The 19,819-nt window shown below is 66.4% G+C and carries 22 protein-coding genes; 7 read left to right on the top strand and 15 right to left on the bottom strand.

The genetic code is table 11. From position 1 onward, the window contains the following. Nucleotides 1-379 (top strand): LLM class flavin-dependent oxidoreductase (locus A9X03_RS10840; RefSeq protein WP_156736997.1); only part of this gene is annotated, 379 nt, incomplete at its 5' end. 15 nt (nucleotides 380-394) lie between these two features. On the opposite strand, the gene A9X03_RS10845 is transcribed toward A9X03_RS10840, so the two are convergent. Together A9X03_RS10845 and A9X03_RS10850 are read right to left on the bottom strand one after the other, a co-directional pair. Continuing rightward, nucleotides 395-1,882 carry a SulP family inorganic anion transporter gene (locus A9X03_RS10845; protein WP_231969103.1) on the bottom strand — a complete coding sequence of 496 codons (1,488 nt, stop codon included), beginning with the start codon at nucleotides 1,880-1,882 and terminating at the stop codon, nucleotides 395-397. 361 nt (nucleotides 1,883-2,243) lie between these two features. Continuing rightward, on the bottom strand, nucleotides 2,244-2,666 hold the full coding sequence (locus A9X03_RS10850) for a nitroreductase family deazaflavin-dependent oxidoreductase (RefSeq protein WP_068260984.1): 423 nt from the start codon (nucleotides 2,664-2,666) through the stop codon (nucleotides 2,244-2,246). A 303-nt stretch (nucleotides 2,667-2,969) separates the two neighbouring features. Here A9X03_RS10850 and A9X03_RS10855 point away from each other — a divergent pair, with 303 nt between their 5' ends. Both A9X03_RS10855 and A9X03_RS29765 read left to right on the top strand, forming a co-directional pair. Beyond that, on the top strand, nucleotides 2,970-3,659 hold the full coding sequence (locus A9X03_RS10855; RefSeq protein WP_068260987.1) for a class I SAM-dependent methyltransferase: 690 nt from the start codon (nucleotides 2,970-2,972) through the stop codon (nucleotides 3,657-3,659). 85 nt (nucleotides 3,660-3,744) lie between these two features. Continuing rightward, nucleotides 3,745-3,912, top strand: a complete 168-nt coding sequence (locus A9X03_RS29765; protein WP_197499199.1) for a hypothetical protein — start codon at nucleotides 3,745-3,747, stop codon at nucleotides 3,910-3,912. Nucleotides 3,913-3,955: 43 nt separating this feature from the next. On the opposite strand, the gene A9X03_RS10860 is transcribed toward A9X03_RS29765, so the two are convergent. The 4 genes from A9X03_RS10860 to A9X03_RS10875 all read right to left on the bottom strand — a co-directional run bounded on the left by A9X03_RS10860 (nucleotide 3,956) and on the right by A9X03_RS10875 (nucleotide 7,084). Further along, nucleotides 3,956-4,291: a hypothetical protein gene (locus tag A9X03_RS10860; protein WP_197696055.1), complete on the bottom strand. Its 336-nt coding sequence runs from the start codon at nucleotides 4,289-4,291 to the stop codon at nucleotides 3,956-3,958. 11 nt (nucleotides 4,292-4,302) lie between these two features. Continuing rightward, nucleotides 4,303-4,527: a hypothetical protein gene (locus A9X03_RS10865; protein WP_067784965.1), complete on the bottom strand. Its 225-nt coding sequence runs from the start codon at nucleotides 4,525-4,527 to the stop codon at nucleotides 4,303-4,305. Nucleotides 4,528-4,742: 215 nt separating this feature from the next. Next, the gene (locus A9X03_RS10870; RefSeq protein WP_197696056.1) at nucleotides 4,743-5,972 is read right to left on the bottom strand and encodes a TetR/AcrR family transcriptional regulator; all 1,230 of its coding nucleotides are present in this window, start codon (nucleotides 5,970-5,972) and stop codon (nucleotides 4,743-4,745) included. Between the two features lie 128 nt (nucleotides 5,973-6,100). After that, complete coding sequence (locus A9X03_RS10875; protein ID WP_197696054.1) at nucleotides 6,101-7,084, bottom strand: DMT family transporter; 984 nt, start codon at nucleotides 7,082-7,084, stop codon at nucleotides 6,101-6,103. A 156-nt stretch (nucleotides 7,085-7,240) separates the two neighbouring features. Between A9X03_RS10875 and A9X03_RS10880 the strand changes: the two genes are divergently transcribed. Continuing rightward, entirely contained in the window at nucleotides 7,241-8,092 is an 852-nt protein-coding gene (locus tag A9X03_RS10880; RefSeq protein WP_067761354.1) for a LysR family transcriptional regulator, read from the top strand. On the opposite strand, the gene A9X03_RS10885 is transcribed toward A9X03_RS10880, so the two are convergent. After that, a complete protein-coding gene (locus A9X03_RS10885; protein WP_067761357.1) occupies nucleotides 8,089-9,576 on the bottom strand; it encodes an NAD(P)/FAD-dependent oxidoreductase in 1,488 nt (495 codons plus the stop codon). The two genes, A9X03_RS10880 and A9X03_RS10885, sit on opposite strands and share 4 nt — an antisense overlap. A gap of 93 nt (nucleotides 9,577-9,669) precedes the next feature. Between A9X03_RS10885 and A9X03_RS10890 the strand changes: the two genes are divergently transcribed. Beyond that, entirely contained in the window at nucleotides 9,670-10,554 is an 885-nt protein-coding gene (locus tag A9X03_RS10890; protein WP_067761360.1) for a mycofactocin-coupled SDR family oxidoreductase, read from the top strand. A gap of 47 nt (nucleotides 10,555-10,601) precedes the next feature. On the opposite strand, the gene A9X03_RS10895 is transcribed toward A9X03_RS10890, so the two are convergent. After that, complete coding sequence (locus A9X03_RS10895; protein ID WP_067761363.1) at nucleotides 10,602-10,922, bottom strand: DUF1330 domain-containing protein; 321 nt, start codon at nucleotides 10,920-10,922, stop codon at nucleotides 10,602-10,604. A gap of 161 nt (nucleotides 10,923-11,083) precedes the next feature. On the opposite strand from A9X03_RS10895, the gene A9X03_RS10900 reads away from it, so the two are divergent. Then, entirely contained in the window at nucleotides 11,084-12,115 is a 1,032-nt protein-coding gene (locus A9X03_RS10900) for a fused (3R)-hydroxyacyl-ACP dehydratase subunits HadA/HadB (RefSeq protein ID WP_067761366.1), read from the top strand. A gap of 20 nt (nucleotides 12,116-12,135) precedes the next feature. Here A9X03_RS10900 and A9X03_RS10905 read toward each other — a convergent pair whose 3' ends face one another. Both A9X03_RS10905 and A9X03_RS10910 read right to left on the bottom strand, forming a co-directional pair. Continuing rightward, nucleotides 12,136-12,990 (bottom strand): transglutaminase family protein, encoded by an 855-nt coding sequence (locus A9X03_RS10905; RefSeq protein WP_067761368.1) that lies wholly within the window; start codon nucleotides 12,988-12,990, stop codon nucleotides 12,136-12,138. Between the two features lie 115 nt (nucleotides 12,991-13,105). After that, entirely contained in the window at nucleotides 13,106-14,098 is a 993-nt protein-coding gene (locus A9X03_RS10910; protein WP_156746530.1) for a glycoside hydrolase family 6 protein, read from the bottom strand. A gap of 113 nt (nucleotides 14,099-14,211) precedes the next feature. Here A9X03_RS10910 and A9X03_RS10915 point away from each other — a divergent pair, with 113 nt between their 5' ends. After that, nucleotides 14,212-14,811: a hypothetical protein gene (locus tag A9X03_RS10915; RefSeq protein WP_231969101.1), complete on the top strand. Its 600-nt coding sequence runs from the start codon at nucleotides 14,212-14,214 to the stop codon at nucleotides 14,809-14,811. A gap of 92 nt (nucleotides 14,812-14,903) precedes the next feature. On the opposite strand, the gene dnaB is transcribed toward A9X03_RS10915, so the two are convergent. From dnaB to rpsF, 5 genes are all read right to left on the bottom strand, one after another. Next, nucleotides 14,904-17,531, bottom strand: a complete 2,628-nt coding sequence (gene dnaB / locus A9X03_RS10920; protein WP_067761378.1) for a replicative DNA helicase — start codon at nucleotides 17,529-17,531, stop codon at nucleotides 14,904-14,906. Nucleotides 17,532-18,060: 529 nt separating this feature from the next. Continuing rightward, nucleotides 18,061-18,519: a 50S ribosomal protein L9 gene (gene rplI, locus A9X03_RS10925; RefSeq protein ID WP_067761381.1), complete on the bottom strand. Its 459-nt coding sequence runs from the start codon at nucleotides 18,517-18,519 to the stop codon at nucleotides 18,061-18,063. A gap of 32 nt (nucleotides 18,520-18,551) precedes the next feature. Then, nucleotides 18,552-18,806, bottom strand: coding sequence for a 30S ribosomal protein S18 (rpsR, locus tag A9X03_RS10930; protein WP_055399563.1), 255 nt, complete (start codon nucleotides 18,804-18,806; stop codon nucleotides 18,552-18,554). A gap of 37 nt (nucleotides 18,807-18,843) precedes the next feature. Continuing rightward, complete coding sequence (locus A9X03_RS10935) at nucleotides 18,844-19,365, bottom strand: single-stranded DNA-binding protein (protein WP_067308144.1); 522 nt, start codon at nucleotides 19,363-19,365, stop codon at nucleotides 18,844-18,846. A 112-nt stretch (nucleotides 19,366-19,477) separates the two neighbouring features. Further along, the gene (rpsF, locus tag A9X03_RS10940) at nucleotides 19,478-19,768 is read right to left on the bottom strand and encodes a 30S ribosomal protein S6 (RefSeq protein WP_036362157.1); all 291 of its coding nucleotides are present in this window, start codon (nucleotides 19,766-19,768) and stop codon (nucleotides 19,478-19,480) included. Between the last annotated feature and the right edge of the window lie 51 nt (nucleotides 19,769-19,819).

A 19,819-nucleotide genomic window follows, 5' to 3' on the forward strand; every position in this document is an offset into this window, starting at 1 on the left:
GACCGCGGCGGGGCTGGCCCCGTTGCCCGTCCAACGCCCCATTCCCGTGTGGATCGGCGCGGCCTCCGATCGCGGGCTGCAACGCGCGGGCCGGCTCGCGGACGGCTGGTTCCCGATGACCGCCCCCGGCCCCGGTTTGGACCACGCCCGCGAGCAGGTGCGGCGCGCCGCCGCGGCCGCCGGCCGCGACGCGGACCGGCTTGGCATGGAGGGCCGGGTCAGCTGGACCGGCGACCGCGTCCGGACCGCCCGCGAGATAGCGGCCTGGCGAGATGCCGGCGCCACCCACCTATCGGTCAACACGATGAACGCGGGGCTGTCCACCGTCGACGACCACCTCGCCGTGTTGGGGCAGATCGCCGCCGACCTGAATCGATGAGCCTGGCCGGGCGGACTAGCCGGCCTCCGCTTCGACCAGGCTGAGATGGGCCGCTCGGCGCTCGGACTTCGACGACTTACCCTCGCGCCCATACGGTTCCAGCTTCCGGTTGTGCACGTTTACGTCTCCGCCCGTCGCGCAGTGCCGGCGCTGCCAGTCGCTGATCGCTTGGTGCGCAGCGTGATCGAGGTAATTGGCCAGCAGGTGGACGGTGACCGTGGTGCGCTCGGGGATAGTGGCGAGCACCCCGGTGAGGCGGGGCAGCGCCAGGAAGGTGCATGCCCCCTCGATGATTAGATGCCATTCATCGCCCACGGGCCTCGCTTCCACCCTGGCCCGAACTACCCGCCACCCGGTCACGGCGACCGCCACCGCGAGCCCGATCAGCACGCCGTGTAGCAGATTGAGAAAAACGACGGAGACTATGGTCACCAGATAGACGGCCAGATCGCCGTTGCGCAGCGCGGTTTCGATGTGCGCGGGCTTCAGCAGCTCGATGCCGATGACGATGAGCAGGCCGGCGAGCGCCGCGGTCGGGATCTGTTCGACCAATCCCGCGAAGGGCACGGCGAACACCATGATCCAGAGCCCGTGCATGATCGTCGATGCCCGGGTCTTGGCCCCTGCGTTGACATTGGCCGCGCTGCGCACGATGACCCCGGCGATGGGAAGCCCGCCGATCGCGCCCGACGCCATGTTCGCCGCGCCCTGTCCGATCAACTCACGGTTGAAGTCGGTCCGCGCCCCGGTGTGCATCCGGTCGATCGCGACCGCCGTCAGCAGGCTTTGCACGCTGGTGATCAGCGTGACCGTGATAACCGCAATCACGACCGCCCCCCAGTTACCCTGCGGGAGCTGGGGCAGCTGCAGCGCCTCCAGCACCGAGCCTTCCAATCGGATACGGGACACGTTGAACGGCAACACGACCGAGATGACCGTGACGCCCACGATGGCTACCAACGGACCGGGAATCTTGGCCACCCGAGCCGGCGCCCAGCGCCAAGCGATCAGGATGGCGATGACAAGCAGGCCCAGCACGAGCCCGGGCCGGTGCGCGCCCACGACCTGCGCGGGCAGCCCGACGACGTTCGTCCAGGCCGAGCTCTGCGATTCACCGCCCAGCAATACGTGCACCTGCTGCAAGGCGATCGTGATGCCGATGCCGGCCAGCATGGCGTGCACAACGACCGGCGAGATCGCCAGGGCGGCGCGTGCAATCCGGCTGATACCCAACACAACTTGCAGGGCGCCGGCAATTACTGTGATCAAACATGTTACGGCCCAGCCAAATTGGGATACCAGGTCAGCAACAATGACCGTCAGCCCGGCCGCCGGGCCACTCACCTGCAACGGTGACCCACCGAGACACCCCGCGACGATCCCCCCGACGATCGCCGCGATCAGGCCGGATAGCACCGGGGCGTCGGAGGCGAGCGCAATACCCAACGACAGCGGAAGCGCCACCAGGAACACTACCAATGACGCCGGAAGGTCGTACTGCATGGCCGCGCGAAACCGGCCGCCGCGGGCGTCCGTCTCGGTATCGTGTTCCCCCAGCTGCTCGACGCGTTGCATGGGCCCTCCCTGGGTTACGCATGAGGGCACGTTCGGGACCTGCCCGTAACGCGCCGAATTGTGCAATGTAAAACCCTGCAGCACAGACGATTACATTCGCCGGGAACATCATTGTTCTGGTTAGCCTGCTATGGCTTATGCGTACCGAAGGTATGGGGCGGCCAGGCCGGTCGCAACACGACGGGCCGGGCGCATATCGAATGCAAATCTTTTGCGGCGCAAATTCGCCGGGCCAAGAGAATGGCGGGCGACGCGAGCCGTTGGCGAAAGTGACTGGGCGGCGGACCGTTTACTCCAAGACGAAGACCGGTATCTGCCTCGTTGTCTTCGTCTGATATTCGGCGTACGGCGGATACGCTTCGACCGCGCGCTGCCACCAGTCTTCGCGCTCGGCCCCCTCGAGCTCGCGCGCCCTCAGCGTCACGACCCTCTCGCCATCCTGCAACGTCACCTCGGGGTTGGCCTGCAGGTTGAAGTACCACAACGGATGCTCGGGTGCGCCACCCTTCGACGCGACAATGACGTAACGGCCGTCGTTTTCGACGCGCATCAGCGGCACATACCGCTTCTTCCCGGATTTCGCCCCGGTCACGGTCAGCAGGACGACGGGCCGATCGAAAATCTCGACCCCGTCGGTGGTGCCTTGCTTGAGGATCTGCTCGGTCTGCTCGCGCACCCAGTCCCGCGGGCTCAGTTCGATGTCGTCGGCCATACCCGATCTCAACATGTCCGTGCGCGATAGTCATCTTCGCCCCCGGGCGCACAGGGGCACGAACCGCTTAAATGATCTAACTACCGACGGCGAGAGCTGGGATCCGGCTTCCGGCCGACGGCGCCACCGCAGCCGCGGTCGCCGCACAGCGGGCGATCGCGCCCAAGGGGCCCGAAGTACCCAACGGCGAACTGACTTCGTTCGGCAAACACTCCGGCTACCGCACGGCCATCCTCGGGGTGAGCGCGTGCGCCAGGTATCAATTTCGTTGACATATATCAGCGCACTTGATATAACTGTGGCATGACTCAGCCGACTCAGGAAATGTTTGAATCCGCTTACAAGGGCGAGGCCCCGGAGATGGGCGAGGGTAATCGGCCGCCGTGGAGCATCGGCGAGCCACAGCCGGAGATCGCGGCTCTCATCGAAGCCGGGAAGTTCCACGGTGACGTACTCGATGCCGGTTGCGGCGAGGCGGCGGTGTCGCTGTTCCTTGCCGAGCGTGGCTTCACCACGGTGGGCCTCGACCAGTCGCCGACCGCCATCAAGCTGGCGCGCGAGAAGGCCGCCCGGCGCGGCCTTGCCAATGCGACCTTCGACGTCGCCGACATCAGCTCCTTCGACGGCTACGACGACCGTTTCGGGACCATCGTCGACTCCACGCTGTTCCACTCCATGCCCGTCGAATTGCGCGAGGGTTACCAGCAGTCGATCGTGCGGGCCGCCGCCCCCGGCGCCTCGTATTTCGTGCTGGTGTTCGACCGGGCGGGCATGCCGGCCGACGGCCCGGTCAATGCGGTCACCGAGGACGAGTTGCGGGACGTGGTGTCCAAGTACTGGGTGATCGACGAGATCCGGCCGGCGCGCATTCACGCCAACGTGCCCGACAGCGTCGCGGAAGGCTTTCAGGCGTTCGGGGGTGCCGACATTCGTGACGAGGGCAACGGCCGCAAGTCGATCGGAGCCTGGCTGCTGTCCGCACATCTGGGCTAGCCTGCGCGGACGACCGGCCAGGTTTCGATGCCTGGCATTCGGGAGATCCTGACTGGAGCATCGCTGACGGTCAGAGGAGATCCACGTGGACCAGCAGGTAAATTTCGACCCGCCACCCGCGCCCGAGGACGCCCGGCAGGCGACCGAGGAACAGCGCAAGTTGCAGGAGCAGCTCGAGCATCAGAACGAGGACCCGGACGCGCCGGGGCGGCACCAGTCCCGGCGCGACCTTCCCGACGAGAGCACGCGCTAGGCGTGGCCGCGATGAACGCGGTTGTGCGCCAATACGACTAGTTTTAAGGCGCGTGATCTTCGCGGAGCTTGCGGCGATCGTGTGCGAGCGCCACCCCCGCCAGCCCCACCAGCGTGAGGCCGCCGAGCGCCGCCGCCGGAATCGCCCAGACGCGCCTGATCATCAGCGCGCTGTCACATTGGCCGACGTAGTTAGCCGTCCCGCTTTCGTCCCTGTCAGCGCTCGCGGCCTGGGCCAAATCCGTGGTGAATCCGCTGCCGCATTTGACTTGCCAACCGAATTGATCGTATTCGTCGATGAATACCGGGAACCGCAGCGCGAGAAGCCCGAGCGTCAAAGCCACCACGGCCGCGGCGAAGGCCAGGGGTCCGCGTTTGATCATCCCGTGCCCTAGGTCATGCACACGTTGGCGAAGATCAGCACCGGCCAGGACACGATCGAGCCGAGAAACGAGACGACCAGATCGATACCTTGCATGTCGCGCAGGTGGCTCGTGTGGGTCGATGACCAGATCACCCCGACGATGAGGTACGGCGTGCCCAGCAGCACGGCCAGACCCAGCAGCTCGGCGATCGTCAACTGGTAGTCCAGCAGCTGACGGACCCTGTGAAGCATCGGGCATGCCTTTCGCGGAGACTAGGTACCATACCGACGTTCCCCGTATGTTAATAGCAATTCGGATTGTTGGATAGGCGTTGTTGAGATTCCGTGCGGCCCGGTGGGGACGAGTTTATTGCGCTGAGGGCGTTTTGAAGCCGATTAACGCGCACCGTCGCTCGCCGGCGCGTCAACAAGTACAGCGTCATTCGCGCGCGGGCTTGCTTTCCGAATCAACGGCGGCGCGCGCCGCCCTGGGCTGCCCCACCGGAAGGTGTGGCGGATTCGCCGAGCAGCGTGGTCGCCATCAGTCGGCGCAGCGTCATGCGGGCGGGCTCGCCGGGGCCGGGGATGACGAGCTGGCCGATGTCGACGGCCAGGGCGAAGGCGGCGTGTACGGCGTATCGCGCCCGGCCGAGCGTCAGCCCGGGCCGGGCCGCCACCGCCAGCCGCGCCCAGGATTCGACGGTGGAGCGGTGAATGTTGTAGAGGAGCACCGCTTCGTTGTCCGGCACGTTGTGGCGCTCCGTGTAGTAGACGCGGGCCAATTCGGGGTTGGCGAACAGCCGCTCGATGAAGGCGTCGATCAGCCGCTGCAGCGACTGCTCCGGATCACCGCCCGCGGCCAGGATCGTGGACAGGTCGCCGGAGAGCTGGTCGGCGCCGCGGCGATAGGAGACCGCCAGTATCGCGGCCTTGCTGGGGAAGTATTGGTAGATGCTGGCCACCGGTATGCCCACGGCCGCGGCGATCTCCTCCATGCCGGTTTCCCGATAGCCACGGTCATTGAACAACCGAATCGATTCGTGCAACAGCAGTTCATAGCTGCCGACGGCCCTCGTCATCGTCACCGCTTGCGCCGGCTCCGACTCGCTCGGCCGCTGCACCGGCACGTCCACCTTTGATATCGCGGCCACGATGTCGGCCAGCGTCGCCCGGATCTCGTCGTTGCTGAGCCGGGAACGGTGATCGGTGATGCTGCCGATGACGCTCAAAATTGCCGCCGAGAGCACCCAACGCTGCCGCGACTGCAGTTTGGGCCGAAGTCTGATCAACGGCCGCTGCAGACGCCGGTTGACCAGCCTGACCTGCTCGGTGAGCACCTCCTCGTCCTCCCCGTGCAGATAGCGGCCCTCCCATCGATAGAGTCCCCCCGCGGTGCGGTTGACGATGGTGGTGTCGATCAGGGCAGCAGTTAGTGCGCGCAGCGTTTCCCGGGGATCGGCGTCGGCGGGCAGCTGATCGGCGAACTCGGTGGCGTCCACGAGCAGCTGACCGAGCGCCAGGACCGCGGAGCGAAACAGGTCGTATTTGCCCTGCGAATGGCGATACAGCGCCGCCGCCGAGATTCCGACCCGCGCGGCGATGTTTTCCATGCTCACCGCGTGGTATCCGAGCTCGCTGAACGCATCGCCGGCCGCCCTCGCGATCTGCGCTTTGCGGTCTCTCGGGCGCCGCTTCACTGGGTTTGCGGACGAGCGGCCGGCCGGCGTCATAGACATCACCGTAGCCGCAGCGGAGTCGTTGGGAAGAGCGCGTCCGACGGGCTTTTCGGGGCGGCGCCGCACCCGGATCCGAACCCGATCGAGCGCTACCCCCGCGCACTCGATGGCGACCCGCACGACACCTGGATGCGCTGGTCAACCGCGGCCGCCGAGATCTGTTCAGGCCCACGTCCCGCGGCCCCACGTCCCGCGGCCCCACGGCGCGCGCGTGCCCCCCGGCCGTTGAGCCAGCAGGCCAGTCCGCCCAGAACCAGGCCGATCCCGACGCCGACGTCGGGACGCTGGCCCAGCATGAGCCAGGAGAGTAGCCCGGCGAGTGCGGGGATTACGGCGAACAGCATCGCCACCGCCGCCGCGCCGTGGGCGTTGATGGCGCGGACATAAAGGCTCACCGCCAGGGTCGCGTTTAACAGCACCATGCCGGCAATCGCGATCGCCGCCTGCCGGACGTCATGCACGGTGAACGGCGTCAGCAACGCAAGCGCCGCCGCGGGAACCAGCGCGACCGCATTCTGCATCGCGCTCATCGTGCGGAAGTCGACGCCGGTGCAAAACCGCTGTTGGTAGACGCCGCCGGCCGAAAGCCCAAGCAGCGCAACGCCAAGCAACACGATCACGGGGTCCAGGCCGTGGGTGCTGGTCAGCCTTCTGGCACACGCCGCGAGCACAGCGACGACGCCGAGCGCGAGCGCGGCCACCCGTTGCCGCCCGAGCGGCTCGCTCAGGAACACCGCGGCCAGGATGGCCGTGGCGACGGGGTTCATCGCGATCACCACCGCACACAGCACCGCCGGTGACCCGAGCCGAAAGGCCTCGTAGCAGCAGCAGAATTGCACGGCCTGGATCAGCAGACCTGCCACCACGACGTGGCCGAACTGTGCCCCCCGCGGCCAGGGCGCCTTGGCGAAGGCCGCCCATACGGTCAAAATGATTGCGGCCAAAGCAAATCGCAGCACCAGGGCATCCATCGGCGCCATGGCGGTCACCGCCAGCACCCCGATCGGGTAACCGAGTGCGTAGAGGAACGTCACCGCCGACGCGGTGGTCAGCGGCATGCGCGTCAAGTCCATGCGACCCATGCTTGCTCAGACCGCCGCCCACCGTCCAACGAATAATGCTGATCGCGATTGATCGCGTTGCCTTATCGATTTCCGATCCGGCTGCGCGAAACCGGCGCTTCCGGCGCAACGATTGATTAGATTCACTGATCAGACTATCGTGCGGTTATGGCCCAGGTGCTGGACATCGCGCCGTTGCGCAGCCTGGTCGCGGTCGCCGACTGTGGCGGGTTTCACCGCGCCGCCGCCGCGCTGCACCTGAGCCAGTCCGCGGTCAGCCAGCATCTGCGCCGAGTCGAAGCCGTCGTCGGTGAGCCGCTAATCCAACGCTCCGGCCGCGGCATCGTGTTCACCGAAATCGGACTGAAGGCCCTGCGGCACGCCAGGACGATCTTGTCCGCGCACGACAGGGCGCTCGACGACCTGGGCGCCACGGAGCCCAGGCTTCTGACGATCGGCGCCACCGAGCACGGCGCGGACGTGATGCTGGCCGGACTGACGGGCATCCTGCGAGACCGGCTTCCCGACCGGCGGGTGCGCTTCCGACTCGACCGCAACGTGTCGCTCGCCGACTCGATCGAACGTGGGCTGGTCGACTTGGCGATCATGGTCGACGGCGCGGGCCTGGATCGCGCCAACGCATCGGGAGTAGTTGGGCTGCAATGGATTTCGGCGCGAACGCTGTCGGTGCTTCCGCGCGACCCCCTACCATTGGTGGTCTTCTCCGAGCCGTGCACCTTGCGCGAACCGGCCTTCGCGATCCTGGAAAATCACGGCATCGTCTACGAGATCGCCGCCGAGTGCGGGGACCTGTCCGGCCTGTACGCGGCGGTTCGGTCGGGGCTCGGAGTGGCGTTGTTGCCGATGATCGGCAAGCTGCCGGACGGCCTGTGTCCGGCCGAGGGCCTGCCGCCGGCCAATAACGCCTCGGTCCTGGTTCGCGGACGTGCCGGTATCGACCCGGACTTGCTGGCCACGGTCGACGATGCGGTACGTGACGTGCTGGCCGCCGCGGACTAGGGGTGGCTGTCAGAGAGCGCCGCCAAATAGCGTTGTTCGCGCTCTGTCATGTCATTCGAAGTGATGGCACCGAACCGGGCGGCCTCTCGGACAAACCGCTCCGGCGCGTCCGGAAGCGCGTCAGGTCCCTCCAGCCGAAAGCAACTCGGCGCCAGTGGGCCGAATAACAACGCGCGGCGCAGGTTCGGCCAGTTGTCCAGTCTCGGCTCCACGCCCGCGGCCCGGGCGAAGGCGATGGCGACGAGGTTCAATCGCGACTTCTGCGACGCACCCCGGCGGGCGCGGTAGGCGTTGATTGCCAGCCGCTGCTCGCGATCACCCACGGCCGGAATGACACCGCCCCACGCGTAGGCGATCCACCTGGCCTGGAGCTCGAGCGGCACGAAGTACCCGCCCGCCTGGTCCCACATCCCCACGAAGGCCAGCCCGGGGAGCTCCGGATGGAAGGTGTACCGGTCCGCGTCCAGGTGCACCGCGTCGAGGTCCAGAACCTTCTGAACGTCTTCGCTCAAGAACGGTAGGCGCAGATTGAAACCGGTCCCGAAGAAGATTCCGTCAAACTCCTCCGCATGATCGTCGGCGAAAACCACCCTCCTGCCCGCCACCGTTTTCATCCACGGCCGCACCGAGATTCGGCCCTCCGCGACCAGCGGGAGATAATGCTGACTGAGGGTCACGCCAGCCGTGAGAACCGAAGGGTCCGGCGCCGGGGCTCCGTACTGCTCGGGGCTTCCCGCGGCCCCGAGCACAATCTCCTTCAACTGGCCCTCGACGTCCTCAGCCGGGAGGCGCTCTTCCGACAGGGTGCCGTATCGCGTATAGAGCAGATGGTCGGTGGGGACGCCGGAAACGAATTTGGGGACGACGTACCGTTGCCGCCGCTGCGTCACAACCACGTGCGCCGCTCCGAGTTGCGCTATCTCCGAAGCGACTTCGAGCGCACTGATCGCGCAGCCGGCCACTAAGATCCGCTTGCCGCGATATGCGGTGCCGTCCCGGTAGCCGAACGTCGTCGTCGCACCCGCGCAGCCGGAAAAAGTCTCCAGCCCCGCGACCGGGGGGACCGCCGGCGCACTGAACCTGCCACTGGCCACCACCACTCGCTCGAATCTGTCGATACCCTCGGCGTGGCGCAGGAGCCAGCCGGGCTTGTCGTCCCGGCTGACCAGTTCGACTCGGTTGCGCAGCCGAATGCGTGACGTCAGACCGAATTTGGCGGCGTAGCGATGCAGATAGTCGAGAATGTCGCGGTTGGGTTGGTAGACGAGTTCGCTGTCATGCTCGAGGTCGCTGAAGGCCGTCATGGTGCGGCTGCTGTTGGTGTGCATGCCCGGCCAGATGCCGCTGCATTCCTCCGACGTCGCCCACTGCCCGCCTAGCGTCGAACCTTGCTCGAAGATCGTGGGCTCGAGCCCTTGCGACAACAGCCAGCGCGCCGCCACCAAGCCGCCCGGTCCGGCGCCGATCACGGCGACACGTGTCATCCGGTAACTGTCGCACGCAGCCGCCGCGACGCGGTCGAGTCCCTGACTTGGCAATCCCAATTTTCTGCCATTTCGTCAAACGTCGGAACGGCGATGCTTATCATCGGCGAAACACTCCGAGCCAGCGCAGCAAGCAGAGGAGCTATCGGCGTGACCGAGCCAATCGCCCCCCTCGCCGGCAAAGTCGCCTACGTGACCGGGGCCGCCCGCGGCCAGGGCCGCTCCCACTGCGTCCGGCTCGCCCGGGCCGGCGCCGACATTGTCGCTATCGATGCCTGCGCACCCGTCGCCGAACACAACGGCTACCCATCCGCCCTACCCGAAGATCTTGCCGAAACCGTCAATCTGGTGGAGGGCGAGGGCCGCAAGATTTTCGCCGACGAAGTCGACGTCCGAGACCTGTCCGGCCAACAGCGGATCGTGGCGAATGCCATCGAACAGTTCGGCCGGCTCGACATCGTCGTGGCCAACGCCGGCGTGCTGAATTGGGGCCGGGTATGGGAGATTTCACCCCGGCAGTGGCAGGAGACCATCGATATCAATCTCACCGGACTGTGGAACACCATGAAATCCGTTGTGCCCGTGATGATCGCGGCCGGCAATGGTGGGTCGATCATCAACATCAGCTCCGCGGCCGGGATCAAGGCCGTCCCCGGATGTGGGCATTACTGCGCAAGCAAATTCGGCGTCGTCGGACTGACCAATTCGTTGGCCGTCGAGCTCGGCGAATTCGGGATCCGCGTCAACTCCGTGCACCCATACGGCACCGACACCCCGATGGGTAACGACCTGTCGATGTACCAAACCTTCCAGGACCACCCGCACTACATCCACAGCTTCTCGCCCGGCGCACTGCCGACCGAGTCCCTCGCGCCTCCCGACATGGTCTCCGACATCGTGGTCTGGCTTGCCAGCGACGCGTCGTCGTTGGTCACCGCCGCCCAAATCCCCGCCGACAAGGGCTACCTCAAGATCTGAACCGGCCGGGCACCCGGAGGCGGGGCCGTCCCCCATCCTGGCCACGCTCATCGACGGAGCACGGGCCTGAGATCGTCGAGACGGTCGAACAGGTGCCAGATGTATTTCGACGATCCGTTCTCGCGATGCGGATGCAGGTCGGCGAGGTCCGGGTCGTTGCAGTAGCTGTCGAAGGCCTCCCGCGACTCCCACTCCACGAGGATCAGCACCTGGCGGGGCTCGATGTCGCCGACGATCGCCTCCTGAAAACTGCCGAGCGCAACAACGCGACCACCATGCTCGGCAACCTCGGCGGGCGACCGTCGCGAGTATGCGCGGTACTCCTCGGCATCGGCCACATCGAAGAGATTCAAGGCATAAACGGTCATGGCCATCGACATTACGTGGCCAGACGCGCGCCGGCGGGCCGGCGCCTCTCGCCCGTTCGCCGCAGCTCGCCGACCGACCGCGTCGATGGTCGCGGGTCTCTGCGGGTTAGGGTGCCTTCGTCGGCCGCAGCGAACCGGTCGATAGAAATGTTGAGCAATTAATGACCGCACCAGCCGAAACGCCAACGCTCGAATCCCGCGTGGGCCACTACTACCAGGTCCACGAACCGTACCGGGTCTCCGGGGAGAAAGTGCGGGAGTACGCCCGGGCTGTCCAGGACTACCACCCCGCCCACTGGGATGTCGCGACCGCCGCGGAGCTGGGATATTCGGGGCTGGTGGCGCCGCTGACGTTCACGTCGATCCCCGGCATGGTCGCCAATCGCCACCTGTTCGAATCGGTCGTCGTCGGTTATGACATGTATCTGCAGACCGAAGAAGTCTTCGAGCAGCACCGACCGATCGTCGCGGGCGACGAATTGCACACCGACGTCGAACTCTCGTCGGTCCGCAGAGTCGCCGGCCGTGACCTGATCACCGTGACCAACACGTTCACCGACTCCGCCGGCGAGCGGGTGCACACCATGCACACCACCGTCGTGGGTGTCACCGCGGACGACGTCGATCCGGAGATGCTGGTGGCCGCGAAGAACGTGGTGATGCACGACGTGAACCTCGCCGGAATCGACACCTCGGAAGCGGCCTATCGGAAGACTGTGCGCCAGGCGAGTGACGTTCGGATCGCCCAAGCCGGTACGGACCGCATCCCGGGCACTGCGTGCTTCGATGACCTGAAAGTCGGTGACGAGCTACCGGTGCACCACGCCCGCCTGTCGCGCGGCGACCTGGTGAACTACGCCGGTGTCGCCGGCGACGCCAATCCGTTGCACTGGGACGAGAACGTCGCCAAGCTGGCAGGCCAGCCCGACGTGATCGCCCACGGAATGCTCACCATGGGTTTGGGCGCGGCCTTCATCTCCTCGTGGTCGGGAGACCCCGGCGCGGTGAGCCGGTATGCGGTGCGGCTGGCCCAACCCGCGATCGTCTCGGCCACCGACGGTGCAGACATCGAATACAGCGGACGGATCAAGTCACTGGACCCGGCGACCCGGGCCGGTGTCGTCATCGTCGTCGCAAAGTCCGGCGGTAGGAAGATCTTCGGGCTGGCGACGGCGGATATCCGCTTCCGCTGAACGACGGCGGCGCCGCGCCGCTACCCGAGGCTCACGAGTTGCTCGACCGAGTCCCTGGGCAGCTCCCCGTCGACGACAGCGGTGACGGTCATGTTCTGCACGGTGATGGCGCCCCCGTGGTTGTCGAGAAATGCGGTGTCGGCGGCATCGCGGCCGGTGGCGATCCGCACCATCGACTGTCGGGGCGCCAGGCACGTCGCGTCGACGACGCGCCACACACCGTCGATCAAGGCCTCGGCCACGGCGTGAAAATCCATCGGATGGCACCCCGGCGCGTACACCGCCACCAGTCGCGCCGGGACGTTGACCGCGCGTAGCAACGCGATCACCAGATGGGCATAGTCGCGGCACACGCCCGCGCCCGCGAGCAATGTGTCGGTGGCCCCGTCGATCGGATCGCTGGATCCCGGGACATAGCTGAGCCGGGTGCCGACCCAAGACGAGACCTTCTCCAGCAACGTCACCGAGGTCGCGTACTGCTCGAATTCGGTTGCGGCGAAACCGAAGAACTTGTCGGCCTCCGCGTACCTACTCGGGCGCAGATACGTGATGGCGTCGATGTCGTTCACCGGCGCCGGGTCCGCCCGCCCGGTGACCGTCGCCGCGTACGACACCGTGACCGTTCCTTTTTCGGCCGCCACGACATGGATGCGCGACTGATGCGCGCCGATGACCTCTCGCGGTTCCAGCGCCTTGCCGTTTCGCGTGATCCGCAGGGATTCGCTCACATCGATGCCCGGCTGCCGGCTGACCGCCACCTGGAAATCCAGCACCGCCGGTTCGGTGACCTCGACTTCGATTTCTACGCCGACGCTGCGGCCGGCGTCGGTCGTCCTGCTCTCGGTCGTGGCGCTGCGGTGTCTCCATGCGGGCATAACTCAAGCCTTTTCGTCGAAGCCGGTCGAATCCCGCTCGCTGCTTGGCAGGCTTTCGTGTACGCACTTTCTTACCGCACGAACGCCTTTGGCGCTCGCCGGCTGCACGCCTCGACTACTGGCCCGCCCGGTGTGCGAGATCGATGGCGTACTGGCTGACGAAGGTGCCCGCAGGCGGATCGCCCTTATCGCAAGTTCCGTCGGATTCGCCGGGACGTTTGATCCACAGGTAGGCGTCGGCGTGTGCGCCGGCGGTCGCCGTGGTCGGCGGGGTGCCGAGCGCTCGGCCGCCCGGGTTGCACCAGTTGAGCCCGGAGTCGGGTGCCGGTCCGGCTCCGTTGCGGGAAGTGTCGACCACGTAGTGCGAACCATTCGTGAGGCCCGAAATTGCTTCTCCATAACCGATTTCGTCCTCGGTGGTGAAGAAGTTGGCCGTGTTGACGCTGAAACCACGCGCGTGGCCCACACCGGCCTGGTTGAGCCTGCCCGCCATGTCCTCGGCGCTATGCCAGCGCAAGTGCCCCGCGTCGACGTAGACGGCCGCGGCCGGGTCTCGGGTCAGCGTGTCGACGGCGTACTGGACCAGGTCGTAGCGCTCCTGGCGCTGATCCCCCGATAAGCAGTCGGCCATCGCAAGCGCGTCGGGCTCGACGATGATCGCCACCCGCGAGGCGCCGACGCCAGACGCGATTCCGTCGATCCAGCCTCGGTAGTCCGCGCCCGACCCCATGCCGCCCGCGGCGAAGCTGCCACAGTCGCGGTGGGGGATGCCGTAAATCGTCAGCACCGGGATGGCGCCGGCGGCGTTCGCGTCGCCGACGTACTTGCCGACGGTGGCTGCCGAACCTCCGGGGACGATCCAGTAGGCCTGCGGCGTGTTGGCGATCGCGGTCAACTCGGCACTCGGCGGATCGGCGCTCTGCGCGGCGCGCATCGCCGCCGAATTGGGATTGACGTAGAACGGCGCACCGGCCAACGGGTTGCCGTCACTGGCCAAGCGCACCGCCGGGGCGGGACCGGCATGCGGCGCACAAATCCAGGCGACAGCCGCCACCGTCAGGAAGGGACTGATCCACCGCATGAGGGCATGAGCAGCTGAGGACATCACGTCAGGGAAACTACTGCGTCACGGCAAGCCGCGCGATTCCGGGTGGAAGTTGCCTCTCTGCCCGGCTCGCTGCTCGCGTACGACCCAAACCTCCGCGACCACAGGGAGACGAAATGCTCTCGCCTCTCTTTTTCCTAAGATCGAGACACAGCATCCGTGGAGGCACCGGCCCGGTGTCATCATCGTTCGAGCCAACGGTCGAAAGGGGGGCTGCGGTGCTCACCAAGCCAATCTCCGCAGTAGCCGTCGTGGCAGCCATCGCGGCAGCCGCACTGACACTTCTGCCGTGGATTGACTTAGACCATCTGGGATTACCCCTTCGGTGGAATGGTCTCGGCGTCTACATCGGCGAGCATGGCGAACACTACGGCGCCCACCTCGCCGGCATGGCGAACAGTGCGCCCGGTTGGACCATCGTGATCGCCTCGCTCGCGGCAGCCGCCGCGATGGTGGGCGCGACGCGCGTCAATGTGCTCGGGTTGGTCGCGTGCGGCTTCGCGGTCGTCGCATTCGTCACCGCCCTCTTGTGTTTGGTGCGGCCCGGGGTGCTGGCCGGGGACACCAAGCACGAATTGGGCATATCTGAGCTTCCGGACCGCGAAGTGCTCAACTCCGCCGCATTGGTAGCCGAAGTGGCGGCCACCGGAGTGTTGGTGGTCGCCACTTCGCTCGCCGCAATGGAGGCGAGACGCGTCCGCGCGGCGGCTGATTGAGCAACGAGATCGGGCCGACCAGGGGCCGGCGGCGGTGCCGGTTTCCGCGCCATGCCGGTCACCGCATCGATGCCGGCCCTAGATGGCGCCGCCTACCGCGCCATGTTGGCAAAGCGCGACAGGTGCAACTGGTGCGCGACGGTCACCGTCTTGGTGGGGCCGTTGCGGTGTTTGGCGAGAATGAAATCCGCCTCTCCCCCGCGCGGATCGTCCCGCTCGAACGCGTCCGGCCGGTTCAGCAGGATCACCATGTCGGCGTCCTGTTCCAGCGATCCCGACTCGCGGAGGTCGGACAACATCGGCTTCTTGTCGGTGCGCTGCTCGGGACCGCGGTTGAGCTGGCTGATCGCCACCACGGGCACCTCGAGTTCCTTGGCCAACAATTTGAGTTGGCGCGAGAATTCGGACACCTCGAGCTGGCGCGACTCGACCTTCTTTCCCGACGACATCAGCTGCAGATAGTCGACCACGACCAGACGCAGGTCGGCCTTCTGCTTCAGCCGGCGCGCCTTGGCGCGGATCTCCATCATCGTCAGGTTCGGCGAGTCGTCGATATACAGTGGCGCCTCACTGATTTCGCTCATCCGGCGCGCCAGCCGCGTCCAGTCGTCGTCGCTCATCCGCCCGGAACGCATGTCGGCGAGTTTGATCTTCGCCTCCGCCGACAGCAGCCGCATGACGATCTCGGACTTGCTCATCTCCAGCGAGAAGATGACGCTGGCCAGCCGGTGCTTGATCGAGCAGGACCGCAGAAAATCCAGACCGAGAGTGGAATTGTGCGTCGGGATCATGGCCCTGCTCGCCAAATACAGGTGGCTGTCGTTGTCGACCTCAACACAACGCACGGCGACGGTCTCGACCGGTCGGACGTCCACAATGAAGCGTGAGCCCGAGCGCGCGGTACCGGTGGCGGCCCTTCGTTCCTTGTGCGCGATGGCCTTTCGCTGCAACGCGAACACCACGTCGTCCGTGGAGAAGGTCAGCGTGTATGCGGTGCTCGACGACTCGTGCCCACCCCGGACGCGCTTGGCCGAGGTTTGGCAGCGATAGCCGAGGCTGACGATCAGCTCGGCGGCATCGCACGCCAGCCGCTGACTGGTGACCGAGAACTGGACCGCACCGCCCGCCGTGACCGTCCCGTCCGTGTCGAGCAAGCCGGCGAGCAGGGCGCGCCGTTGTCTCTCGGACCCGCGCAGGTACTCGATCGGGATGTGCTTATTACCGAGCACGCCGAGCGTTCGCAGGCGCGCCTGCAGGGTGCCCACGGAGGCGTGGCAGCTCTGGCACAACCGCAGCCCCGCCGACGGTCCCCCACAACGAATACACGTCGGGCTCGGCACCGGAGCAGAAACGAACCGTGCCCGGCCACCGCATGAGCGCCCACAGGTCCGCACCTGACTGGTCTGGGGAATGAACGACTTGCCGCAAACTGCGCACTGGCGAGGAGCCGGCCCCGCGCCGGCCGGCAGGCGCAGGTGGTAGCGGTACCGCGCGGACGCCGACGGAAAGGCCACCAAGCCGTCCGCCTCGATGCGCATGATGATTTCCGGATCGGCCGTGGTGATCTGAGCCGCGGCACTGGTGCCGTCGCCGAGCCAGGCCCCGAGCGTGTATGCGGGAACCAACAATTCGCGCTCGGGTAGGTCGAGCGCACTCGCGTTCACCACGGAGTGGTTCAGCCGCCGGTCCACCGTGTCGCAGCGCAGAGTCTCGGCGATCTCGGCCGTGGTTCGCACCGCCGCAAAGGTGCGCTGATTCTTATAGCGGTTGTAGCCCACCGCCGCGGCTTGCGCCGACTTCCGGGATGCGCGAGTTTCGGTCAGCCACTGATGGGCTTCGTCGGCGACGATCACCGTCCCGTCGGAGAATTCCACCTCATAGCACGGCCGTCCCAGCATCACGTCGGTGGCGGCCACCACCCGCGTCGGCCGCCCGTCGTCGCCGAGCAGCTCGTCACCGACCGCGACGTCGCCCATCGTCGTCCAGCCCGAGGGTGTGGGCAGCAGCGTGTCCAACGCGAGCGCCTTCCCGACTCCAGGCCTGGCCGCCACGATGATCATCTGACCGGCGTGCAGGCCGTTGGTCACCTCGTCGAGCTCGGTGAAGCCAGTCGGCACGCCACGCGCCACGCCGCCGTTGGAAGCGATCGCGTCGATCTCGTCCATCGTCGGCTGCAGCAGGTCCTCCAGCGGAACGAAATCCTCCGTCGTCCGTCGGTCGGCAACCTCGTAGATCTCCGCCTGTGCGCGATCAACCACCTCGGCCACGTCGGCGCCCTCGGCGCCCGCGTAGCCGTATTGCACGACCCGCGTCCCCGCCTCTACCAACCGCCGCAGTAGCGCCTTCTCGGCGACGATGGTCGCGTAGTAGCCCGCATTGGCGGCCGTGGGCACGGTGGAGATCAGCGTGTGGAGATAGGGGGCGCCGCCGATCCGGCGCAGCATCCCGCGCCGGTCCAGTTCCGCGGCCACCGTCACGGCGTCGGCCGGCTCGCCACGGCCATACAGGTCCAGGATCGCGTCGTAGACGTTCTGGTGCGCGGGTCGGTAGAAGTCGCCGGGCCGCAACCGTTCCAGCACGTCGGCGATGGCGTCCTTGCTCAGCAGCATGCCGCCGAGCACCGCCTGCTCCGCGGCCAGATCCTGCGGTGGCTGGCGGCCGAAGTCCTCGCTCGGCGCCGATGAATCCATGCCCGCCGACAAGTCATCGACGACCGCCATGGATCCCTCCTCCCCTGCCACACGCCCGAACATACATTCGAAAACCGGTTTCTTCAGCGTAAGTCAAGGAGCCGACACTTTCGTCCCACAGCACTCGCACGCCTCGCGCCGGGACGACGTTAGACGTTGCTGGCTAGTAGGTGAAAGCGCGGCTGTTTATGAACCTGTGCATCGTGTGTGCATATCCGTCGACACCTGTGTTGAGTGGGGTGTGGAGAACCTGTGTATGAATTCAAGGGGCCGTGACATCACTGCTGTTAAGGGCCATGTAACGCGACGAATTTCGTGTGGACAAGAATCTCTACGGCGTGTCGTCGCAGGTTACTGCTCCGGGCGTGTTGGCTTTCAGCCACATTTTCGCAGCGTTACGGCAGGGTAAAGAGGACCCTCGGGATATACCGGAGCAACAGTTCGCTAGGGCGCGCGTCCGCGACCGCCGGACGAGAGGCCGAAGACTGTGCCGGCCGCACAACTGAGCCCGGCGGCGGCCGAAGCTGGCCGCCGCCGGGTAAGAGCAAAGGTTGCCGGGTTAGCTCTCCGCCACGACCTCGAGGGCGACCTCGACGTCGACCTCGGGGTGCAGATGCACCGACACCGGGTGGGTGCCCACGGCCTTGATGTGCGACTTGGGCAGCCGGACGATTCGCTTGTCCAGATTGGGACCGCCGGCCTTCTTGATGGCCGCGACGACGTCCCCCGAGGTGACCGAGCCGAACAGCTTTCCGGAATCGGCCGCGGTGCGCACCGGCAGCTGGACGGGGCCCAGCGCCTCGATCGCCGTCTTGAGTTCGTTGGCGTGCCCGAGGTCGCGCACCGCCTTGCTCTCGCGGGACCGGCGGATCTCGTCGGCCTGCTTCTGCGCGCCGCGCGAGGCGACGATCGCCAGGCCGCGCGGAAGCAGGAAGTTGCGGCCATAGCCGTCCTTGACTTCGACCGTGTCGCCGACCGTACCGAGGTGGTCGACGTCAGCCGTCAATATCAGCTTCATCGTTATTCGTACTTTCGCTCGAGCTTCGGCGGCTATCGCGCCGAGGAGGTGAAGGGCAGCAGAGCCACCTCGCGGGCATTCTTCACCGCGATCGCGATGTCACGCTGGTGCTGCACGCAGTTGCCGGTGACCCGACGCGCCCGGATCTTGCCGCGCTCACTGATGTAGGTGCGCAGCAACGCGGTGTCCTTGTAATCGATCGATTGGTCCTTCTTGGCGCAGAAGACACACTTCCGCGTCTTGACCGGCTTTTCCGGAGCCGGACGTCGCTTGCTGGACTTCGCCATGACTGTCTTTCTTTCCGTTTCTTACTGTTGAAGTTCTTCAGAACGGCGGTTCGTCGTCGCCGCCGCCGAATGACCCGGATGCCGGGGCGCTGCCCCACGGGTCGTCGGCCGGTGCGCTGCTCGCCGGTGGCGCCGATCCCTGCCGGGACCCGCCCCCGCCGCCGAAGCCACCACCGCCACCGCCGCCGCCGCTGCGGCTGGCCTTGTTCACCTTGGCGGTGGCGTACCGCAGCGAGGGGCCGATCTCGTCGACCTCGACCTCGACGACGGTCCGCTTCTCGCCTTCACGCGTCTCGAAGGAACGCTGCTTGAGCCGGCCGGTGACGATCACGCGGGCGCCCCGGGTGAGGCTCTCGGCGACGTTCTCGGCGGCTTCCCGCCAGATGTTGCAGCGCAGGAAGAGGGCCTCGCCGTCCTTCCATTCCCCGCTCTGGCGGTCATAAATTCGCGGTGTCGACGCCACGGTGAAATTCGCGACGGCGGCACCGGACGGGGTGAACCGCAGTTCGGGGTCGGCGGTCAGGTTTCCGACGACGGTGATGGTGGTGTCACCAGCCACAATTTCCTCCTAGGTCCGCCCTGCTACTCGCTTCTCAGACGGTGGATGGCACGTATCCTCGCTGAGCCTACGCAAGTCCACCGACGGTGGGCCCACGACTCAGCCACAGGTGTTAGTGCTTGTCGGTGCGCATCACCTTGGTGCGCAGTACCGACTCGTTGAGGCTCAGCTGGCGGTCGAGCTCGGAAACCGTCGCCGGCTCCGCCTTGAGGTCGACCACCACATAGATGCCCTCGGCGTGCTTGGCGATCTCGTAGGCCAGCCGGCGCCGGCCCCAGATGTCGACCTTCTCGACGGTGCCGCCGTCTTTACGGACGACGTTCAGGAACGTCTCCAGGGACGGAGCAACGGTGCGCTCGTCGAGCGTGGGGTCAAGAATGACCATGATTTCGTATGGACGCATGGAAACCTCACCACCTCCTCTGGTCTCAAGCGGCCACGGTCGTTCCGTGGC

The organism is Mycobacterium sp. E1715, assembly GCF_001667625.1.
GTDB lineage: Bacteria > Actinomycetota > Actinomycetes > Mycobacteriales > Mycobacteriaceae > Mycobacterium.